The sequence below is a fragment of the Bradyrhizobium sp. genome (genome assembly GCF_035309285.1).
Lineage (GTDB): Bacteria > Pseudomonadota > Alphaproteobacteria > Rhizobiales > Xanthobacteraceae > Bradyrhizobium.
In genome coordinates this window covers 22,642-41,334 of sequence record NZ_DATGFH010000105.1, presented here as the reverse complement: position 1 = coordinate 41,334, position 18,693 = coordinate 22,642, and the positions used below count along the sequence as shown (strand labels likewise).

The window sequence follows — 18,693 nt, the reverse complement described above, 5'->3', positions numbered from 1 at the left end:
TCATCATGCGCGGCTGGAGCGCGTGCTGCTCACGATGCTGGCGATCGTGCTGGCTTACACGGCGCTCGCCTATATCGTGCTGCCGGCGTTCTGGACGCATTATGAGCACCAGAAACGCCTTGCGAATCTGCCGATGGTGACGCGCACCGCGCAGGGCATTCCCGGCGATCCCATCAATGTCGGGCTGATCGGCAGCGAGAAGGAAGTCTTGTGCGCGATGAACGCGGCAAAGTGGCTCCCCGCCGATCCCGTGACGTTCCGCTCCTCGATCGAGATCGCCGGCAGCGTGCTGCTCGACCGCGCCTATCCCGACGCGCCTGTCAGCAACCTGTTCTATCTCGGCCGGCGCGAGGATCTGGCGTTCGAGAAGCCCGCAGGCAAAAGCGCCGACCGCCGTCATCACGTGCGCTTCTGGAAGGTGATGGACAAGGGCGAGGAGCAGCGGCCGGTGTGGCTCGGGGCAGTGACCTTCGACAAGGGCGTCGGCGTCAGCCATTTCACCGGCGCCATCACCCATCACATCGACGCCAATCTCGATGCCGACCGCGAATTGCTCGCAACCGACATCGAGGCTGCCGGCATGGCGACCGCCAGATATCAGGTCACCGGCGTCGGGCTGACGCTCACGGGGCGCAATGGCGGCGGCGATCTCTATTACACCGACGGCGAAGTCTGGATCCTGCGCCTGGTTCAGGACTGCGTGAAGCAGACCGGTCCTGTCAGGATGCTGCCAAGTCCGCCCGCCACCGCACTGAAAGATCAGATCTGGCATGTGATCGCGACTTCGTTGCCGAAATAGGCCCGGTGCGAGCTTGATATTCGCGCGAATAACCTGCATCCATGACGCGCGGAGCGCGATGACACCACCGCGCTCCTGATTCTTGATTTGAGCATGATCTTATCGGAAAACCGGTATCCACCCCGCATCAAGTGCGGGGCGGGCTTTTTCCGGATCATGCTCTAGGAACAAGGACAATCAGCAATGACCGTTCGCGCCGGCCGGGAATTTCTGGCGATCCCCGGACCCACCGTGATGCCCGACGAAGTGTTGCAGGCGATGCATCGCCCGGCGCTCGACATCTACTCTCGCGAGATGATCGCGCTGTCGGACGGCCTGCACCGCGATCTCGGCACATTGTTCGCGACCAAAGGCAGATGCTACATCCACATCTCCAACGGCCATGGCGCCTGGGAAAGCGTGATCTCCAACGTGCTCTCGCGCGGCGACAAGCTGCTCGTGCTGGAGAGTGGACGCTTCGCGATCGGCTGGGGCCACGCGGCGGAGTTGATGGGCGCCGAGGTCGAGGTCTTGAAGGGCGACTGGCGGCGCGCGGTGCGCCCCGACGAGGTCGAAGCGCGGCTGCGCAAGGACAAGAATCACGAGATCAAGGCCATTGTCATCGCGCAGGTCGACACGGCCTCCGGCGTCGTCAACGACATCGAGGCGATCGGCAAGGCGATCCGCGCCGCCGGCCATCCCGCGCTCTACATGGTCGATGCGGTGGCCTCTCTCGGCTGCATGCCCTTCGAGATGGACAAATGGGGCATCGATGTTGCGATGTCCGGCTCGCAGAAGGGATTGATGACGCCGCCGGGCCTCGGCTTTGTCGCCGCGAATGATCGTGCCCAGGCCGTGCACAAGAAGGCGAACATGCGCACGCCCTATTGGGACTGGACCGAGCGCGAGGGCACCGAGCATTACCGCCGCTATGCCGGCACCGCGCCGGTGCATCTGTTGTTCGCGATGCGCCAGGCGGTCGACATGCTGTTTGCGGAGGGCCTCGAGAACGTGTTCCAGCGCCATCGCCTGCTCGCGGAAGCGGTGCGGCGCGCGGTCGCGGTGTGGGCCGAGGGCCAGGTGCTCGGCTTCAACATCGCTGAAGCCGGCGAGCGCTCCGACACCGTCACCACGGTGACCGTGTCCGGCGATTACGACCCGCTCAAGCTACAGCACTATTGCAAGGAGAAATGCGGCGTCGTGCTCGGCATGGGCATCGGCGATCTGCAAGGCCAGGCATTCCGCATCGCCCATATGGGCCATGTCAACGCGCCGATGATTCTGGGCACGCTCGGCGTCGTCGAGGTCGGCCTCAACGCGCTCCAGATGCCGCATGGCAAGGGCGGCCTGGAGGCGGCGGTCTCCTATCTCGGCGAGAATGTGAGCGCGTAATTTGAGAGCGGCACCATGCTGCGATCGCCGCGCCCGACGTCGCGATGTTCGGGGCGAAGTGAATTCGTAGGGTGGGCAAAGGCGCCATAGCGCCGTGCCCACCATTCACTACCGAGCTCGGAATGGTGGGCACGCGGAGCCTGTCATCGGGCCGCGCGCTCGCGCGGACCCGTTGGCTTTGCCCACCCACATTTGCTGTATCCGCGGATGCAGTCTGGATTGCTTCGCTTCGCTCGCAATGACAGCGGCAATTCGGCGATTCGCTGCATCTGGCAATCCGCCGATCCATCCCGATATAACGCGTCAGCCTTCAAACCCCGCGAGGACCGCGTGACGCAAGCCGCCGCCAAAGCTTCCGCCCTTTTGCCACCCGTTGCACCGAGACGGCCGCACACCTTCACGATTCATGGCGTCACCATCACCGACGACTATGCCTGGCTCAAGGATGCGAACTGGCAGGAGGTGCTGCGCGACCCCTTGATCCTGGATGCTGACATTCGCCGCTATCTCGAAGCGGAAAATGCCTACACCGAGAGCCTGCTCGGCCATACCGGCGCGTTGCAGAAGAATCTCGTCAAGGAGATGCGCGGGCGCATCAAGGAAGATGATTCCAGCGTGCCGTCGCCCGATGGCGCTTTCGCCTATTTCCGCAAGTTCCGCGAGGGCGGGCAACACGAAATGTTCGGCCGCTTGCCACGCAACGGCGGCGAGGAGACGATCGTGCTCGACGGCGATCAGCTCGCGGAGCAAGGCGACTATTTCCGGTTCGGCGGCAGCCGGCATTCGCCCGATCACAAACTGCAGGCCTGGAGCGCCGACACCAAGGGCTCGGAATATTTCTCGTTGCGCGTGCGCGACTGGGAGACGGGCAAGGATTTTGACGACATCGTCGAGGAGACCGATGGCGGCGTGGTGTGGAGCAAGGACGCCAGGAGCTTCTTCTATGTCAAGCTCGACGACAACCATCGCCCGATGCAGGTGTGGCGGCATCGCCTCGGCACCAAGCAGGCGGACGATGTCCTGATCTATGAGGAGCAGGATTCCGGCTGGTTCACGCATCTGCATGAGAGCACCAGCGGACGATATTGCGTGATCGCCGGCGGCGACCACGAAACCTCAGAGCAGCGGCTGATCGATCTCAAAAATCCCGAGGCGCCGCCGCGCCTCGTCGCCGCGCGCGAGCAAGGCGTGCAATATTCGATCGCCGACCGCGGCGATGAATTATTCATCCTCACCAATGCCGACGGCGCGATCGACTTCAAGATCGTTACCGCGCCGCTCGCTTCCCCGGAGCGCAAGAACTGGCGCGACCTGATTCCGCACCGCGCCGGCGTCTTCATCCTCGAGCATGATCTCTACGCGGGCCATCTGGTGCGGCTGGAGCGCGCCAATGCGCTGCCCGCGATCATCATCCGCGATCTCAAGTCGGGTGAGGAGCATGCGATCGCCTTCGACGAGGCGGCGTACTCGCTCGACACCATGGGCGCTTACGAGTTCGACACGACGAATTTGCGCTTTTCCTATTCGTCGATGACGACGCCGTCGGAAGTCTATGACTACGACATGGCGAGCCGCACGCGGACCTTGCGCAAGCGGCAGGAGATTCCCTCCGGCCACAACCCCGCCGATTACGTCACGACGCGCATCATGGCGAGGTCGCATGACGGCGCCGAGGTGCCGATCTCGCTGCTGCATCGGCGCGAGTTCGTCCGCGACGGCAAGGCGCCGCTCTTGCTCTATGGCTACGGCTCCTACGGCATGGCGATGCCGGCGTCGTTCAACGCCAATCGGCTGTCGCTGGTCGACCGTGGCTTCGTCTATGCGATCGCGCATATCCGCGGCGGCACCGACAAGGGCTGGGGCTGGTATCTCGACGGCAAGCGCGAGAGGAAGACCAACAGCTTTGATGACTTCTCCGCCAGCGCCCGCGCGCTGATCGACGCCAGATACACGAGCGCCACGCGCATCGTCGGCCATGGCGGCAGCGCCGGCGGCATGCTGATGGGCGCGGTCGCCAACCGCGCCGGCGACTTGTTTGCCGGCATCGTGGCCGAAGTGCCGTTCGTCGACGTGCTCAACACCATGCTCGACCATTCGCTGCCGCTGACGCCGCCGGAATGGCCCGAATGGGGCAACCCGACGGAGAGCGAAAAAGATTTTCGCACCATCCTGTCCTATTCGCCCTACGACAATGTCGCGGCGAAGCACTATCCGGCGATCCTCGCCATGGGCGGGCTGACCGATCCGCGCGTGACCTATTGGGAGCCGGCGAAATGGGTCGCCCGGCTGCGCGCCACCATGACCGGTGGCGGCCCGGTGCTGCTGCGCACCAATATGGGCGCCGGCCACGGCGGCGCGTCGGGCCGCTTCAAGCGACTCGATGAAGTCGCGATCGTCTATGCGTTTGCGCTGTGGGCGGTGGGGATGGCGGAGAAGGTTGGGGTCTGAGCTTGCCCTGACGGCGAACACGCTCCGCCGTCGTCCCCGCGCGCGCGTGCACCCACGGAGCGATGTTGTCGTCATTGCGAGGAGCGAAAGCGACGAAGCAATCCATAGCGCTCCGGGCTGAGGCGTGGATTGAGCCTGTCATCGGGCCGCGCATTCGCGCGGACCCGTTGGCTCGCAATGACGAGCTCATGGGTCCCGGGTCGCGCTCGCTTTGCTCCCTTGCCCGGGGACGACGGAGATAACCATGCCCCGCTACACCAAGAAGGACTTCCCGACCCACAACATCCGCCGTTTCCTCGAGCCCGGGCCGATCGTCCTCGTCAGCTCCGCCCACAAGGATCAGGTCAACATCATGACCATGGGCTGGCACATGATGATGGAATTTTCACCAGCACTTATCGCCTGCCTGATCTCGAGCGGCAATCACAGTTTTGACCTCATCCGCAACAGCCGGCAATGCGTGATCAACATCCCCACCGTCGATATCGCAGAGACCGTGGTGAAGATCGGCAATACGTCGGGGCGCGAAATCGACAAATTCTTCGCGTTCGGCCTGACGCCGAAGCCCGGCACGCATGTGCGCGCGCCGTTGATCGACGAATGCTACGCCAATTTCGAATGCACGCTGGCGGACGCCGGCTGGGCGAAGGAATACAATGTGTTCGTATTCGAGGTGGTGAAGGCTCATGTGGCGACATCGCCAAAACTGCCGAAGACGATCCATTATCGCGGTGACGGCGAGTTCATGATCTCGGGCAGCGAGACGAAGAAGTGGCGCAGGCTGTTCCGGCCGGGGATGCTATGACCTTAAGGTAGTTCGTCATTGCCGGGCTTGACCCGGCAATCCATCACTTCAAAGAGTCTTTTGCTTTGATGGATGCCCGGGTCAAGCCCGGGCATGACGAGGCCTTTCTTACCTTACCTCCCCTTCATGTTCCGCCACATCGCAAAATCCTTCAGCGTCTGCTCATCCGTCGCCGGATATAGCCCGAAGATACCGCGGCCTTTGCCCACTTCTTCGGCGACAAAATCCTCGAACGCCGTCATCTCGAAGGTTTCGTCGGCGATCTCATCGGCGAGATGCGCGGGGATGACGATGACGCCGTCGCAATCGCCGAGGATGACGTCGCCTGGAAATACCGGAGCGTCGCCGCAACCGATCGGGACGTTGATCTCGATCGCCTGATGCAGCGTGAGATTCGTCGGCGCGCTGGGGCGGTGATGGAAGGCGGGAAAGCCGAGTTTTGCGATCTCGCCGGAATCGCGGAAGCCGCCGTCGGTGACGACGCCGGCGCAGCCGCGCTGCATCAGGCGTGTCACCAGGATCGCGCCGGCACTGGCCGCGCGCGCATCCTTGCGGCTGTCCATCACCAGCACGGCACCCGGCGGACATTCCTCGATCGCCTTGCGCTGGGGATGCGAGCGGTCGCGAAAGACGTCGATCTTGTTGAGATCCTCGCGCGCCGGCATGTAGCGCAGCGTGAAAGCTTCACCGACCATGGTCGGCTGGTTGGGGCTCAAGGGATGCACGTCCTGAATGCACTGGATGCGAAAGCCGCGCTTGAACAGCGCGGTCGCAACGGTGGCGGTGGAGACGGTCTTGAGCTTGTTGCGGCTGGCGTCGCTGAATTTGGGCATTTGCTCTTCGTCCTGGTTGACCGTCATTCCGGGATGGTCCGAAGGACCAGACCCGGAATCTCGAGGTTCCGGGTTCGCCTCTTCGAGGCGCCCCGGAACGACGGGTTGAATCAATAAATCGCAGGCTCATCGACCGGCCTGCCAAAACCGGTCTCGAGGAAATCGAAATCGCAGCCTTCATGAGCCTGCCTGATGTGTTTCGAAAACATCCAGCCATAGCCGCGCTCGAAGCGGTGCGCGGGCTGCTTCCATGCGGCGCGGCGCCTGGCGAGCTCGGCCTCGCTCACATCGAGATTGATGGTGCGCGCGGCGACATCGAGCGTGATCATGTCCCCATTGCGCACGAGCGCGAGCGGCCCGCCGACAAAGGATTCCGGCGAGACGTGCAGGATGCACGCACCATAGCTGGTGCCGCTCATGCGCGCATCCGACAGCCGCACCATGTCGCGCACGCCCTGTTTCACGAGTTTTGTGGGAATCGGCAGCATGCCCCATTCCGGCATGCCCGGCCCGCCCTGCGGCCCGGCATTGCGCAGGATCAGCACGTGATCGGCGGTGACCTCGAGATTCGGATCGTCGACCGCCTTTTTCATCGCCGGATAATCGTCGAACACCAGCGCCGGCCCGGTGTGTTTGAGGAAGCGCGGGTCGCAGGCGCTTGGCTTGATCACGCAGCCGTCGGGCGCGAGGTTGCCCTTGAGCACGGCCAGCGCGCCTTCCTTGTAGATCGGGTTTTGGACGGTGCGGATGACGTCGTCATTGTAGACTTCGGCGCCCGCGATGGTCTCGCCGAGCGTCTTGCCGGAGACCGTGAGGCAATCGAGATGAAGATGGTCCTTGATGCGGCCCATCAGGCCCGGCAGGCCGCCGGCATAGAAGAAATCCTCCATCAGGTATTTGTCCCCGCTTGGCCTGACATTGGCGATTACGGGCACCTTGCGGCTCGCCTTCTCGAAATCGTCGAGACCGATGTCCTGGCCGGCGCGGCGCGCCTGTGCGATCAGATGGATGATCGCATTGGTCGAGCAGCCCATCGCCATCGCGACCGCGATCGCATTCTCGAACGCTCTTCGTGTCTGGATCTGTTTCGGCGTCAGATCCTCCCACACCATCTCGACGATGCGGCGGCCGCATTCGGAGGCCATGCGGATGTGGTTCGCATCGGCCGCCGGTATCGAGGATGCGCCCGGCAGCGTCATGCCGATCGCTTCCGCGATCGCGGTCATGGTGGACGCCGTGCCCATGGTCATGCAGGTGCCATAGCTGCGGGCGATGCCGGCCTCCATGTCGATCCAGTCCTTGTCCGAGATCTTTCCGGCGCGCCGCTCGTCCCAGTATTTCCAGGCGTCAGAACCGGAGCCGAGCGTTTTGCCCTTCCAGTTGCCGCGCAGCATCGGACCCGCCGGCAGATAGATCGCCGGCAGATTCATGCTGGTGGCGCCCAGCAAAAGCGCCGGCGTGGTCTTGTCGCAGCCGCCCATCAGCACCACGCCATCGACCGGATGGCCGCGCAACAGCTCTTCCGCATCCATCGCGAGCAGGTTGCGGTAGAGCATGGTGGTGGGCTTGAGCAGCGACTCCGACAGGGACAGCGCCGGCAGCTCGATCGGAAAGCCGCCCGCCATCAGCACGCCGCGCTTGACGTCGTCGATGCGGCTCCTGAAATGCATGTGACAGGGCTGCGCGTCCGACCAGGTGTTGAGGATCGCAATCACCGGACGATCCTTCCACTCCTCCGGCGCGTAACCCATCTGCATCGCGCGCGAGCGGTGGCCGAAGGCGCGCAAATCATCCGGCGCAAACCAGCGCGCGCTGCGGAGCGTTTCCGGCTTCTTCCTGTCGGTTTTGACTGTCATCCTTAAGCACCTGTTGAGACATCGTCAGGCCACATGTCACGGGCGATCCAAAGCGGGCAAGCCCAAGACGGGCGATGCCGCTATCTGCCCGGAAATAGGCATATGGAACAAGTCGAATTGCGTTCCAGACGAGGAGAGACCGCGGCGAAATCGAGGCTTGCGAAAATTGCGAGATTCAGCGTTAGTTCTGCAACCTGCCGTTGCCTGCGATTCGAACGACGGGGTGGGGGACGAGCCTTGGCTAGGATCCTGGTCGTCGACGACGACCCCGCGGTACAGATAACCATCCGCCTCTTGCTCGAGCGGGCCGGACACGGCGTGGTGGTTGCAAGCGACGGCCAGAAGGGCGTTGCGGCGTTCGAGAATGGCGACTTCGATCTCCTGTTCCTCGACATCTTCATGCCGGGGATGGATGGGATCGAGACCATGCGCCACATCCACCGGCAACGGCCGGAGGTTCCCATCATCGTGATCTCGGGCCGGCCGCTGGTTCAGGACGCCGCCAAGGAGCCCGATTTTCTCGCTATGGCGATCAAGCTGGGCGCCGTCTCCAGCCTGCCAAAACCGTTCAAGCCGGCAGCCCTGCTCGAATTGGTCGGGAATTGCCTGGCCGCGCGGGATCGCAATGTCGCCTCTCAACGTTGACGCCAGGACGGCTTTACCGGCTTTGCCCGACGATGCGGTAGGGCATCACGGCGTCACCTTCGCACCGACACTCACCACCCGGCTCGCAACCGCCATGATCCTTTTGGTGGTGATCGCGGTGTCCGCCGTCGGCTGGCTCAGCTACCGCAGTCTTGAACAGGCGTTGCTGCCCCGCATCCTCGATCGCGTCGAAAACCATTCGAAGCTGCTGGCGGCCGATCTGCAATCCTATGTGCGTGGCGCGCGCGCCGACGTCACGACCTTCCGCTCGCGCGCCGCGGCTAACGGCATTGTCACCGCCCATCTCAATGGTGGGATCGATCCGGTGGATCACGTCAGCGAAGCCCGGTGGCGCCAGCGCCTGCAGAGGCGCATGTCCGCTGAAGTTGCCGCCAAGCCGGCTTATTCGGAATTCCGCTTCATCGGCATCGAGGACGGCGGCCGTGAGATCATCCGCATCGACCGTTCCGGACCAAACGGCGCGGTCCGCGTCGCTCCCGATTCGGAACTCAAGCAGACCGCCAACGAGCGCTACTTCAACGAGACGCTCAAGGCACCCGCCAACGACATCTATGTTTCGCCCGTCGAGCTCAACCGGGAGAACGGCGTCCTCGAAACCCCGCATGTGCCGACTCTGCGCATCGCCGCGCCGTTCTATGCGCCCGACGGCAAGTTGTTTGGCATTGTCGTCATCAATGTCGACATGCGACCGGTGTTTGCCCGTATCCGCGTGCCGGCGCGTCCCGGCGAGCAGGTCTATGTCGTCAGCCCGACCGGCGACTATCTCGTTCATCCCGATCCGAGGCGCGAGTTCGGCTCGCAGCTCGGCAAGCCCGCCCATTGGCAGGCGGACTTTCCTTACTTCGCTCATTTGCTCAATGCGGCTGGAGGCGGCGCGCGGATCGTCGCGGACCAGGATGGACGCGCCGGCGGCGCCGCGCTGGCGCCCGCCGTCCTCGCCGGCAAGCAGTGGCTTGGCATCATCGAGACGGTGCCGAATTCGGTGTTCACGGCGGTGGAGACGACGATCCGGAATACCGCGCTGCTCGTCGGCCTGGTGGCGACGCTATTCGCGGGGGTGGTGGCCGTGTTCGTCGCGCGCTCCCTGACCCGGCCGATCCTGCGCCTGACGGCAGCCGTCGAGGGCCTCGGCCGGAGCAATGCGCCGGCGATCCCCGTCGATGCCGGCGGCGAGACCGGCGTGCTTGCGCGCGCGTTCGCGCGGGCGATCGGCGAAGCCAATGCCCAGGCAGCCGCGCTGGAAGAGCGCCGGCGTATCTTCGAGACCTCGCAGGACCTGATCGTGGTGCTTGATGCCAGAGGCCATATCGTGCAGATCAGCCCGAGCTGCGAGACGATCCTGGGTTATCGGCCGGAGGAGGTGACCGGCCGCGGCGGCGTCGACTTCATTCACTCCGACGATCTCGCGCAGGCGCGCGAGGAGATGCGCGCCGCGCGCCGCGGACAAAGAAACAACCTGTCGGATACGCGCTGCATCCACAAGGACGGACGCGAGGTGTGGCTGTCGTGGCTCGGCACCTGGTCCGAACCGGTCAAGCGCTATTTCTTCGTCGGTCGCGACATGACCGAAAGCCGGTACGCGCAGGAAACCTTGCGCGAGAGCGCGGAGCTGTCACGCGGCATCATCAATACCTCGCTCGACGCCTTCATTCAGATGAACGACAGCGGGACGATCACTGACTGGAACTCGCAGGCCGAAAAGGTCTTCGGCTGGAGCCGCAGTGAGGCGATCGGGCAAAAGCTCGGCGCGCTGATCGTTCCGGAGCGGCACCGCACCTCACACACGGCCGGACTGCAGCGCTTCCTGCGCAGCGGTGAAGCCGCCATCCTCGGCCGCCGCGTTGAGATCGACGCACTGCGCCGCGACGGAACGGACATCAAGGTCGAACTCAGCATCACCGAATTGAGGCGCCGCGACGGCTTCCTGTTCAACGCCTTCGTCCGCGACCTGACCGACAAGATCGCCGCGGAGGAGCGCATCCGGCAGTCGGAAAAGATGGAGGCGATCGGCCAGCTTACCGGCGGCATCGCCCACGACTTCAACAATATCCTGACCGTCATCACCGGCACCATCGAAATCCTCGCCACCGCGGTGGCCGACCAGCCGCAGCTTACTGCGATCACGAAGATGATCGACGAGGCCGCCGCACGCGGCGCCGATCTGACCCAGCATCTGCTTGCATTTGCGCGACGCCAGCCGCTGCAGCCGCGCGAGACCGACACCAACCTCCTGATCGTCGACACCGCAAAGCTGCTGCGGCCGACGCTTGGCGAACACATCGAGATCGAATTGCTGTTCAAGGACGATCCCTGCATCGCCATCGTCGACCCCAACCAGCTTGCGACCGCCATTATCAATCTTGCGCTGAACTCGCGCGACGCGATGCCGGACGGCGGCAAGCTCATCCTGGAAACCGGGCTCGCCTATCTCGACGAGGCTTATGCAAGCATGAACGAGGATGTTCGGCCCGGCGCCTATGCCATGATCGCCGTGAGCGACACCGGCCACGGCATTCCCGCGGCGATCCTCGACCGCGTGTTCGACCCGTTCTTCACCTCGAAGGGGCCGGGCAAGGGCACCGGCCTCGGGCTTTCCATGGTCTACGGCTTCATCAAGCAGTCGGCAGGCCACATCAAGGTCTACAGCGAGGAAGGCCAGGGCACGACGATCCGCATGTATTTGCCGCCGGGCAGCGGCACGTTACCGGCAACCGGCGCGGAAACAGATGGCGAGCTCCAGGGCGGTCACGAAACGATTCTCGTGGTTGAGGATGACCGGCTGGTGCGCGACTACGTGCTGACGCAGCTTCGTACGCTCGGCTACGCCACGCTCGACGCAGCCAATGCCGTCCAGGCACTCGCGCTGGTGGCGAAAAACCCGGGCTTCGATCTGTTGTTCACCGACGTGATCATGCCGGGCTCCATGAACGGGCGGCAACTCGCCGATGCGATCCGCAAGGATCGGCCGGATCTGAAAGTGCTGTACACGTCAGGCTATACCGAGGATGCCATCGTGCATCACGGCAGGCTGGATTCCGGCGTGCTGCTGCTCGCCAAGCCCTACCGCAAGTCCGATCTCGCGCGAATGATCCGCAGGGCGCTCGAAGGCTGAGTGAAATTAGGTTCACCTGGTACGGCATCGGACGTCCTCACCTCTCCCTTTGGGAGAGGTCGATTTGCGCCAGCAAATCGGGTGAGGGGTTACGGTCTATCGTGAGAGCAAAAACCCCTCACCCGGATTGCTTCGCAACATAGCCGAAGCTTCGCTTCGGCGTTCTTGGGAACGGCTGCCAGAGGCAGCCTATGCCTCTCCCCGCCGGGGAGAGGTGAACCGAATTCGCGGCGAGCGATTCAATTAATTCGGCATCAAATCACGACGCGCGCTGCTGCGCCGTCATCACGATGCGCACGAGGTCGGCGGCATTTTTCGCGCCCAGCTTCTTCATGATGTTGGCGCGGTGATCCTCGATCGTGCGCGGGCTGATCCCCAGCGTCCGTCCCGCCTCCTTGTTGGAAGCACCCGAGGTGAATTGTTCCAGCACCTCGCGCTCCCGGCGCGTCAGCGGCTCACGGCCGGGGAAGTGCAACGTGGCGATATTCGACCCGGGGTTCTGCTTCTGCCGGCGTGCATAGGCGCCGATCGCCTCATCCAGCCGCGCCACGATCTCGCTGCCGCGGAACGGCTTCTCGATGAAGTCGAGCGCGCCGCTCTTGATGGCAGAGACCGCCATCGCGATGTCGCCCTGTCCCGAGATCATGAAGATCGGCGCGGGATAATCCTCACCATGCAGTTCCTTCAGGATATCGAGACCGGATTTTCCGGGAATGTGCACGTCGAGCAGGATGGCCGCCGGCGTGCGGTTGCGCGTCACCGAAAGCAGCGCTGCGCCATCGGCGAAACAGATCACCTCATAGCCGCCCGCGGACAGCACCATGGACAACGTATCGCGGACTGCGGGATCATCGTCGACCACAAAGATCTCGCCACGCGGCGCACTTTTTTCAGTCATGTGCCATCATCCCGAGCCAAGTTGATCATGACGCGCACTCGTCAGACCCCAAGCATGTCCGGCCCGGAATCGACGCTCGCATATTTGTAGGGGACAAGCACTTAACCCACAAGTAGCGTGATACCTAGGCTACTCACAAGGTGAACAACCAGGCAAGATGCCGCTCGGGAGCCGACGACAGATCATGGCAAATGAAACCTGAAGTCGATGGTCGAGCAAGTCCAGACCGGCATCACGCCGATCGGCGCCGCATCGACGCCGCGATCTCTGGCCTTTCCGCAGCGCAAAACGTTCAGGTCTCACCGGGTTCCGACGCGCCTGCCGTCCGACCGGAACCTTCGCCGCATCGTCAAGCGGACCACCGCCTCCGATTGCTCCGGAGCCGCACAGCTTCTCGCGCACATCGCCCGCGCCGGCCCCCGCACCTATGAAAGAGAACCGACGGTTCCAAGGCCGCGCGACGACGCGCGACGGCTACACGCCCGCCATCATCACGTATTTGATCTCGACATATTCTTCCATGCCGTGATGCGAGCCTTCGCGGCCCAGCCCGCTTTCCTTGACGCCGCCGAAGGGCGCGACTTCGGTGGTGATGAGACCGGTGTTGACGCCGACCATGCCGGATTCCAGCGCTTCCGCGACGCGCCAGACGCGGCCGAGATCGCGCGCGTAGAAATACGAAGCGAGACCGAACGGCGATTTGTTGCACAACGCGATCACCTCGGCCTCGTCCTTGAAGCGGAACACCGGCGCCAGCGGACCAAATGTTTCTTCATGGGCGACCAGCGCATCTGGTTTCACATTGGCGAGCACGGTCGGCTCGAAGAAGGTGCCGCCAAGGGAATGACGCTTGCCGCCGGTGATGACCTTGGCGCCGCCCTTTAAGGCGTCGTCGATATGCTTTTCGACTTTCAGCACGGCGTCCATGTTGATCAACGGCCCCTGCACCACGCCCTGCTCGGCGCCGTCGCCGACCTTCATCGCCGCGACCTTCTTGGAGAGCTTTGCCACGAACTCGTCGTAGATCCTGTCCTGCGCGTAAATGCGGTTGGCGCAGACGCAGGTCTGACCCATGTTGCGGTATTTCGAGACGATGGCGCCCTCGACCGCCGCGTCGATATCGGCATCGTCGAACACGACGAAGGGCGCGTTGCCGCCGAGCTCGAGCCCGAGCTTCTTCACGCCGACGGAAGCCTGCTGATAGAGGATCTTGCCGACCTCGGTCGAGCCGGTGAAGCCGACGAAGCGCACGGCGGGATGCTCGCACAGGACCTTGCCGATCGCCGACGAATTGCCGGTCAGCACGTTGAACACGCCCTTGGGCACGCCGGCTTTCTCGGCGAGCGCAACCAGCGCCAGCGCGCTGAGCGGCGTCTCGTTGGCGGGCTTGAGCACCACGGTGCAGCCGGCCGCGAGCGCCGGCGACACTTTGCGGGTGATCATCGAGCTCGGGAAATTCCACGGCGTGATCGCGCCGCAGACGCCGATCGGCTGCTTGATCGCAAGCAGACGCGCATCGGCACGCTGGGTCGGAATGGTTTCGCCATAGACGCGGCGCGCCTCCTCGGCGAAGAACTCGACATAGGCGCCGCTGATGTCAACCTCGCCGAGCGACTCGGTCAGAGGCTTGCCCTGCTCGGAGGTGAGGATCAGCGCGAGGTCCTCGCGGTTGGCCGCGATCAGCTCGAACCATTTGCGTAAGGTATTGGAGCGCTGCTTTGCCGTGAGCTTGGCCCAGGCCGGAAAGGCGCGCTCGGCGGCTTCGACCGCCTGCGTCGTCTCCGCGGTGCTCATGACCGGCACCTTGGCAAGCTCGACGCCATTGACCGGATTGGTCACCGGCCGCGACGGCGTGCCGACCCAAGCGCCATCGATGTAGCAGCGGTCGCGGAGCAGCGAGGCGTCCTTGAGGCGATCACGAAGCGAGGGGGCGGAGGCGTGCGAAGCGCGTGCGGCGGCGGTCGGGGTCATGGCATTGCTCCCAAGGTTTTGCGGGTGTTGGGCCGAATATAGGCTCAATCCACCCGCCATGCACCGGGCGCTAACGCTGGGCTGCCTTCAGCAATCTTGAGAGATCTTCGTCATTCCGGGATGGTCGAAAGACCAGACCCGGAATCTCGAGATTCCGGGTTCGATGCCGAGCATCGCCCCGGAATGACAAATTCAGGCCGCGCCGCTCATGTAGGTTTCACGCCGGCCAATCATGCGTTCGGCGGCCGCCTTGGCATCCGCCTTGGTCGAGGTGGCGCAAGTGCGGTATTCGAGATCCGGAGTTTCGGCTGCATCGCGGCGGCCGAACCACGACTTCGCGCCGACCGGCAGCAGCGAGAGCGCCTGGGCGACGTTATCGACCGCGCCGAACGAGTGCAGCGCGCCCGTACCGGCAAAGCGAACTTCATAGATACCGGGCGAGATCGGCGCTTCGAGATTTTCGCCGCGCCCCGAACGGGGGTAGCGCTTCCATTCACTCCAGGTCGAAATCATTGCCTTCCCCTAGCGGCATCGTCGGCCGCAAACATTTTGAATCAAAGATGCGATCGACAAACGCCGATTTGACCGCGTTCTCAACGCTTTACTGAAAAGATAGTTCGACAGGCCCCTGCCGAAAATAAGCATATCGTCTGGTATTTCGGGGGTCACCGTCGCCGCCGGCTATTCACCGGAAATTGTGGCGAAGTGTTGCAATTCTGTATCGGTTTCAAGACTTTTTCCCACGCGGGCATCCATCACGACATCGCGACCGTAGCAAGTCGACCATTCGAGCTTGCTTGCGGGATGCCGCGCGCGGGTGGATGATCGCGCCACTTCCAAAAATACAAGCGGGAGGAGACCCCATGCAGAGCAAGGCTCAGATCGATCAGATTCTGCGTCAAAAAAGCGACGCGCAGGAAATCCCCGGCGTGGTCGCGATGGCCGCGAGCGGCAAGGACGTGATCTACCAAGGCGCGTTCGGCAAGCGCGACCTGTCCAAGCCCGATCCGATGACCGCCGACAGTGTGTTCTGGATCGCCTCGATGACAAAGGCGGTCACCGTCGCCGGCGCGATGCAGCTCGTCGAGCAGGGCAAGCTCTCCCTGGACGAGCCGATCGGCAAGGTGTTGCCCGATCTGGCAACGCCCCAGGTGCTCGAAGGCTTTGATGCGAGTGGCCAGCCGAAGCTGCGGCCGGCAAAGAAGCTGATCACGCTGCGCCAGCTCATGACCCACACCGCCGGCTTCTGCTACGAGCTGTGGAACAGCGACAAGGCGACCTATCTGGAGAAAACTGGCACTCCCGGAATCACCACCTGCCAGAATGCTGCGCTGAAAGCGCCGCTCGCGAGCGATCCCGGCACGCGCTGGGAATACGGCACCAATATCGACTTCGTCGGCAAGGCGGTGGAAGCCGTGAGCGGCAAGCGGCTCGATGCGTATCTGCGCGACCAACTGTTCACGCCGCTTGGCATGAGCGACACCGGCTTCAAGATCACCGATGACATGCGCAAGCGCCTGGTCGGCATGCACGTGCGCGGCGAGGACGGCAAGCTCGCGCCGCTTCCGTTCGAGCTGGAGCAGAATCCGGAGTTCCACATGGGCGGCGGCGGGCTCTATTCGACCGCGGCCGATTATATCAAGTTCTGCCAGATGATCCTGAACAAGGGCAAAGGCAACGGCAACCAGGTGCTCAAGGCCGACACAGTCGAGATGATGAGCAAGAACCACATCGGTGAGCTCAGCGTGACCAAGATGATCTCGGCGGCGCCGATTTACACCAACGACGTCGATCTCTATCCGGACCAGGTGAAGAAGTGGGGTCTGAGCTTCCTGATCAACACCGCGAAGACACCGGAAGGCCGCAGCCCCGGCAGCCTCGCCTGGGCCGGGCTCGCCAACACCTATTTCTGGATCGACCCGTCGCGCGATGTCTGCGGTGTGATCCTGATGCAGGTCCTGCCGTTCGCAGATGGCAAGTGCCTCGAGGCCTTTGCGGGCTTCGAACGCGGCGTCTATGCCGGGCTCGACGCCGGCAGCGGCCAGAAAGCGGCGTAACGCGCTGACACCGTGAGTGGTCTTCCCTCCCCCTTTGCGGGGGAGGGACGTTCCCCCGTCCTCGCCCTAAGTCGGGCCTGTCCGGCTGCGCGCCAATTCACTAGGATGGCGCGAACGCAAGCACACGCGCACGAGAGGGAGGACAGCGATGGCCAATAGGGTCGACAGTTATGTTTCCGGCATTTCCGATGTGCCGCTGCTCGGCGAGACGATCGGCCGCAGTCTCGACAAGGCGGTGGAGCGCTGGGGCAATCGCGAAGCTTTGGTCTCGCCCAGCCACGATGTGCGCTGGACCTGGAAGGAATTTGCCGAGCGTGTCGATGCGCTGGCCGCGGGCTTCCTTGCGCTCGGGCTGCAGCGCGGCGAGCGGATCGGCATCTGGTCGCTGAACCGGCCCGAATGGACGCTCACCCAGTTTGCCGCCGCCAGGGCCGGGCTGATCCTGGTCACCATCAATCCCGCTTATCGCCTGAGCGAGCTGGAATTTGCGCTTCACAAGGTCGGCTGCGCCGCGATCGTCACCGCGACCGCGTTCAAGACCAGCAATTACATGGGCATGCTGAACACGCTGATTCCGGAGCTCGCGGCCTCTGAGCCCGGGCATTTGCGTTCGGCGAAACTGCCGAAATTGCGCGCGGTGATCCAGATCGGCGGGCCGGCCGCTCCGGGCGCCATTCCGTTCGAAGAGGTCACGCGGATGGGCGGCGCGCGGCATCGCGAGCAGCTTGCCGCGCTCGGCGAGATCCTGCAATTCGACGATGCGGTCAACATTCAATTCACCAGCGGCACCACGGGCTCGCCCAAGGGCGTGACGCTGACCCATCATAACATCCTCAACAATGGCTATTTCACCGGCCGTGCCATGAAGCTGACCGAACAGGATCGCATCTGCACGCCGGTGCCGCTTTATCACTGCTTCGGCATGGTCATGAGCAATCTTGCCTGCGTCACGCTCGGCTCAACCATGGTCTATCCGGGCGAAGGCTTCGATCCGCTGATCACGCTGAAAACGATCGAGCAGGAGAAGTGCACGACGCTTTACGGCGTGCCGACCATGTTCATCGCCCAGCTCGACCATCCCGAGTTCTCGCGCTTCAATTTGAAATCGCTGCGCACCGGCATCATGGCGGGCGCGCCCTGCCCGATCGAGGTGATGAAGCGCGTCAACAGCGAGATGAACATGCGCGAGGTGACGATCGCCTATGGCATGACCGAGACCAGCCCGGTGAGCTTCCAGAGTGCGGTCGACGATCCCCTGGAGCGGCGGGTGTCGACGGTTGGCCGCATTCATCCGCATGTCGAGGTCAAGGTCGTCGATCTCGAGGGCCGCATCGTGCCGCGCGGCGAGCGCGGCGAGCTCTGCACCCGCGGCTACAGCATCATGCTCGGCTATTGGGACGAGCGCGAAAAGACCGCCGAGGTGCTCGACGAGGCCGGCTGGATGCATACCGGCGACCTCGGCGTCATCGACGCCGAGGGCTATTGCAACATCGTCGGCCGCATCAAGGACATGGTGATCCGCGGCGGCGAGAATCTCTATCCGCGAGAGATCGAGGAGTTTCTGTATCGCCACCCGAAAATCCAGGACGTGCAGGTGTTCGGCGTCGCCGACGACCGCTACGGCGAGGAACTCTGCGCCTGGGTCCGGATGCGCCCAGGCGAAACGCTCACCGCCGAAGAGGTGCGCGCATTCTGCGACGGCCAGATCGCGCACAACAAGATCCCGCGCTATGTGGAGTTCGTCGACGAATTCCCGATGACCGTCACCGGCAAGATCCAGAAATTCCTGATGCGCGAAGCGGTCGAGGCGCGGCTCGGGCTGAAGGCCGCGAAGACGGCGTGAGGACTTGTTGCGCCGTCATTCCGGGATGGTCCGA

13 protein-coding genes are annotated in these 18,693 nt (G+C 63.5%); 8 read left to right on the top strand and 5 right to left on the bottom strand.

Annotated elements, in window-relative coordinates:
• Positions 1 to 34: 34 nt before the first annotated feature.
• The 4 genes from VKR55_RS21290 to VKR55_RS21275 all read left to right on the top strand — a co-directional run bounded on the left by VKR55_RS21290 (position 35) and on the right by VKR55_RS21275 (position 5,423).
• A complete protein-coding gene (locus VKR55_RS21290; RefSeq protein WP_324406404.1) occupies positions 35 to 799 on the top strand; it encodes an LssY C-terminal domain-containing protein in 765 nt (254 codons plus the stop codon).
• Between the two features lie 183 nt (positions 800 to 982).
• Positions 983 to 2,170 (top strand): pyridoxal-phosphate-dependent aminotransferase family protein, encoded by a 1,188-nt coding sequence (locus VKR55_RS21285; protein ID WP_324406388.1) that lies wholly within the window; start codon positions 983 to 985, stop codon positions 2,168 to 2,170.
• Between the two features lie 330 nt (positions 2,171 to 2,500).
• Positions 2,501 to 4,618 (top strand): S9 family peptidase, encoded by a 2,118-nt coding sequence (locus VKR55_RS21280; protein ID WP_324406387.1) that lies wholly within the window; start codon positions 2,501 to 2,503, stop codon positions 4,616 to 4,618.
• Positions 4,619 to 4,862: 244 nt separating this feature from the next.
• The gene (locus VKR55_RS21275; protein WP_324406386.1) at positions 4,863 to 5,423 is read left to right on the top strand and encodes a flavin reductase family protein; all 561 of its coding nucleotides are present in this window, start codon (positions 4,863 to 4,865) and stop codon (positions 5,421 to 5,423) included.
• Positions 5,424 to 5,536: 113 nt separating this feature from the next.
• On the opposite strand, the gene VKR55_RS21270 is transcribed toward VKR55_RS21275, so the two are convergent.
• Complete coding sequence (locus VKR55_RS21270) at positions 5,537 to 6,256, bottom strand: ribonuclease activity regulator RraA (protein ID WP_324406385.1); 720 nt, start codon at positions 6,254 to 6,256, stop codon at positions 5,537 to 5,539.
• Between the two features lie 110 nt (positions 6,257 to 6,366).
• Positions 6,367 to 8,112, bottom strand: coding sequence for an L-arabinonate dehydratase (gene araD / locus VKR55_RS21265; protein WP_324406383.1), 1,746 nt, complete (start codon positions 8,110 to 8,112; stop codon positions 6,367 to 6,369).
• Positions 8,113 to 8,349: 237 nt separating this feature from the next.
• Here araD and VKR55_RS21260 point away from each other — a divergent pair, with 237 nt between their 5' ends.
• Positions 8,350 to 8,757: a response regulator gene (locus tag VKR55_RS21260; RefSeq protein WP_324406381.1), complete on the top strand. Its 408-nt coding sequence runs from the start codon at positions 8,350 to 8,352 to the stop codon at positions 8,755 to 8,757.
• Positions 8,738 to 11,890 (top strand): PAS domain S-box protein, encoded by a 3,153-nt coding sequence (locus VKR55_RS21255; protein ID WP_414642405.1) that lies wholly within the window; start codon positions 8,738 to 8,740, stop codon positions 11,888 to 11,890. The genes VKR55_RS21260 and VKR55_RS21255 overlap by 20 nt, the downstream gene beginning before the upstream one ends.
• A 259-nt stretch (positions 11,891 to 12,149) precedes the next feature.
• Here VKR55_RS21255 and VKR55_RS21250 read toward each other — a convergent pair whose 3' ends face one another.
• The 3 genes from VKR55_RS21250 to VKR55_RS21240 form a co-directional block, all read right to left on the bottom strand.
• Positions 12,150 to 12,788, bottom strand: a complete 639-nt coding sequence (locus VKR55_RS21250; RefSeq protein WP_324406379.1) for a response regulator transcription factor — start codon at positions 12,786 to 12,788, stop codon at positions 12,150 to 12,152.
• A 474-nt stretch (positions 12,789 to 13,262) separates the two neighbouring features.
• The gene (locus VKR55_RS21245; RefSeq protein WP_324406378.1) at positions 13,263 to 14,759 is read right to left on the bottom strand and encodes an NAD-dependent succinate-semialdehyde dehydrogenase; all 1,497 of its coding nucleotides are present in this window, start codon (positions 14,757 to 14,759) and stop codon (positions 13,263 to 13,265) included.
• A gap of 192 nt (positions 14,760 to 14,951) precedes the next feature.
• Positions 14,952 to 15,272, bottom strand: a complete 321-nt coding sequence (locus tag VKR55_RS21240; RefSeq protein ID WP_324406377.1) for a hypothetical protein — start codon at positions 15,270 to 15,272, stop codon at positions 14,952 to 14,954.
• A 350-nt stretch (positions 15,273 to 15,622) separates the two neighbouring features.
• Here VKR55_RS21240 and VKR55_RS21235 point away from each other — a divergent pair, with 350 nt between their 5' ends.
• A complete protein-coding gene (locus tag VKR55_RS21235; RefSeq protein ID WP_324406376.1) occupies positions 15,623 to 16,816 on the top strand; it encodes a serine hydrolase domain-containing protein in 1,194 nt (397 codons plus the stop codon).
• A 148-nt stretch (positions 16,817 to 16,964) separates the two neighbouring features.
• Entirely contained in the window at positions 16,965 to 18,659 is a 1,695-nt protein-coding gene (locus VKR55_RS21230; protein ID WP_324406375.1) for an AMP-binding protein, read from the top strand.
• Positions 18,660 to 18,693: the final 34 nt, after the last annotated feature.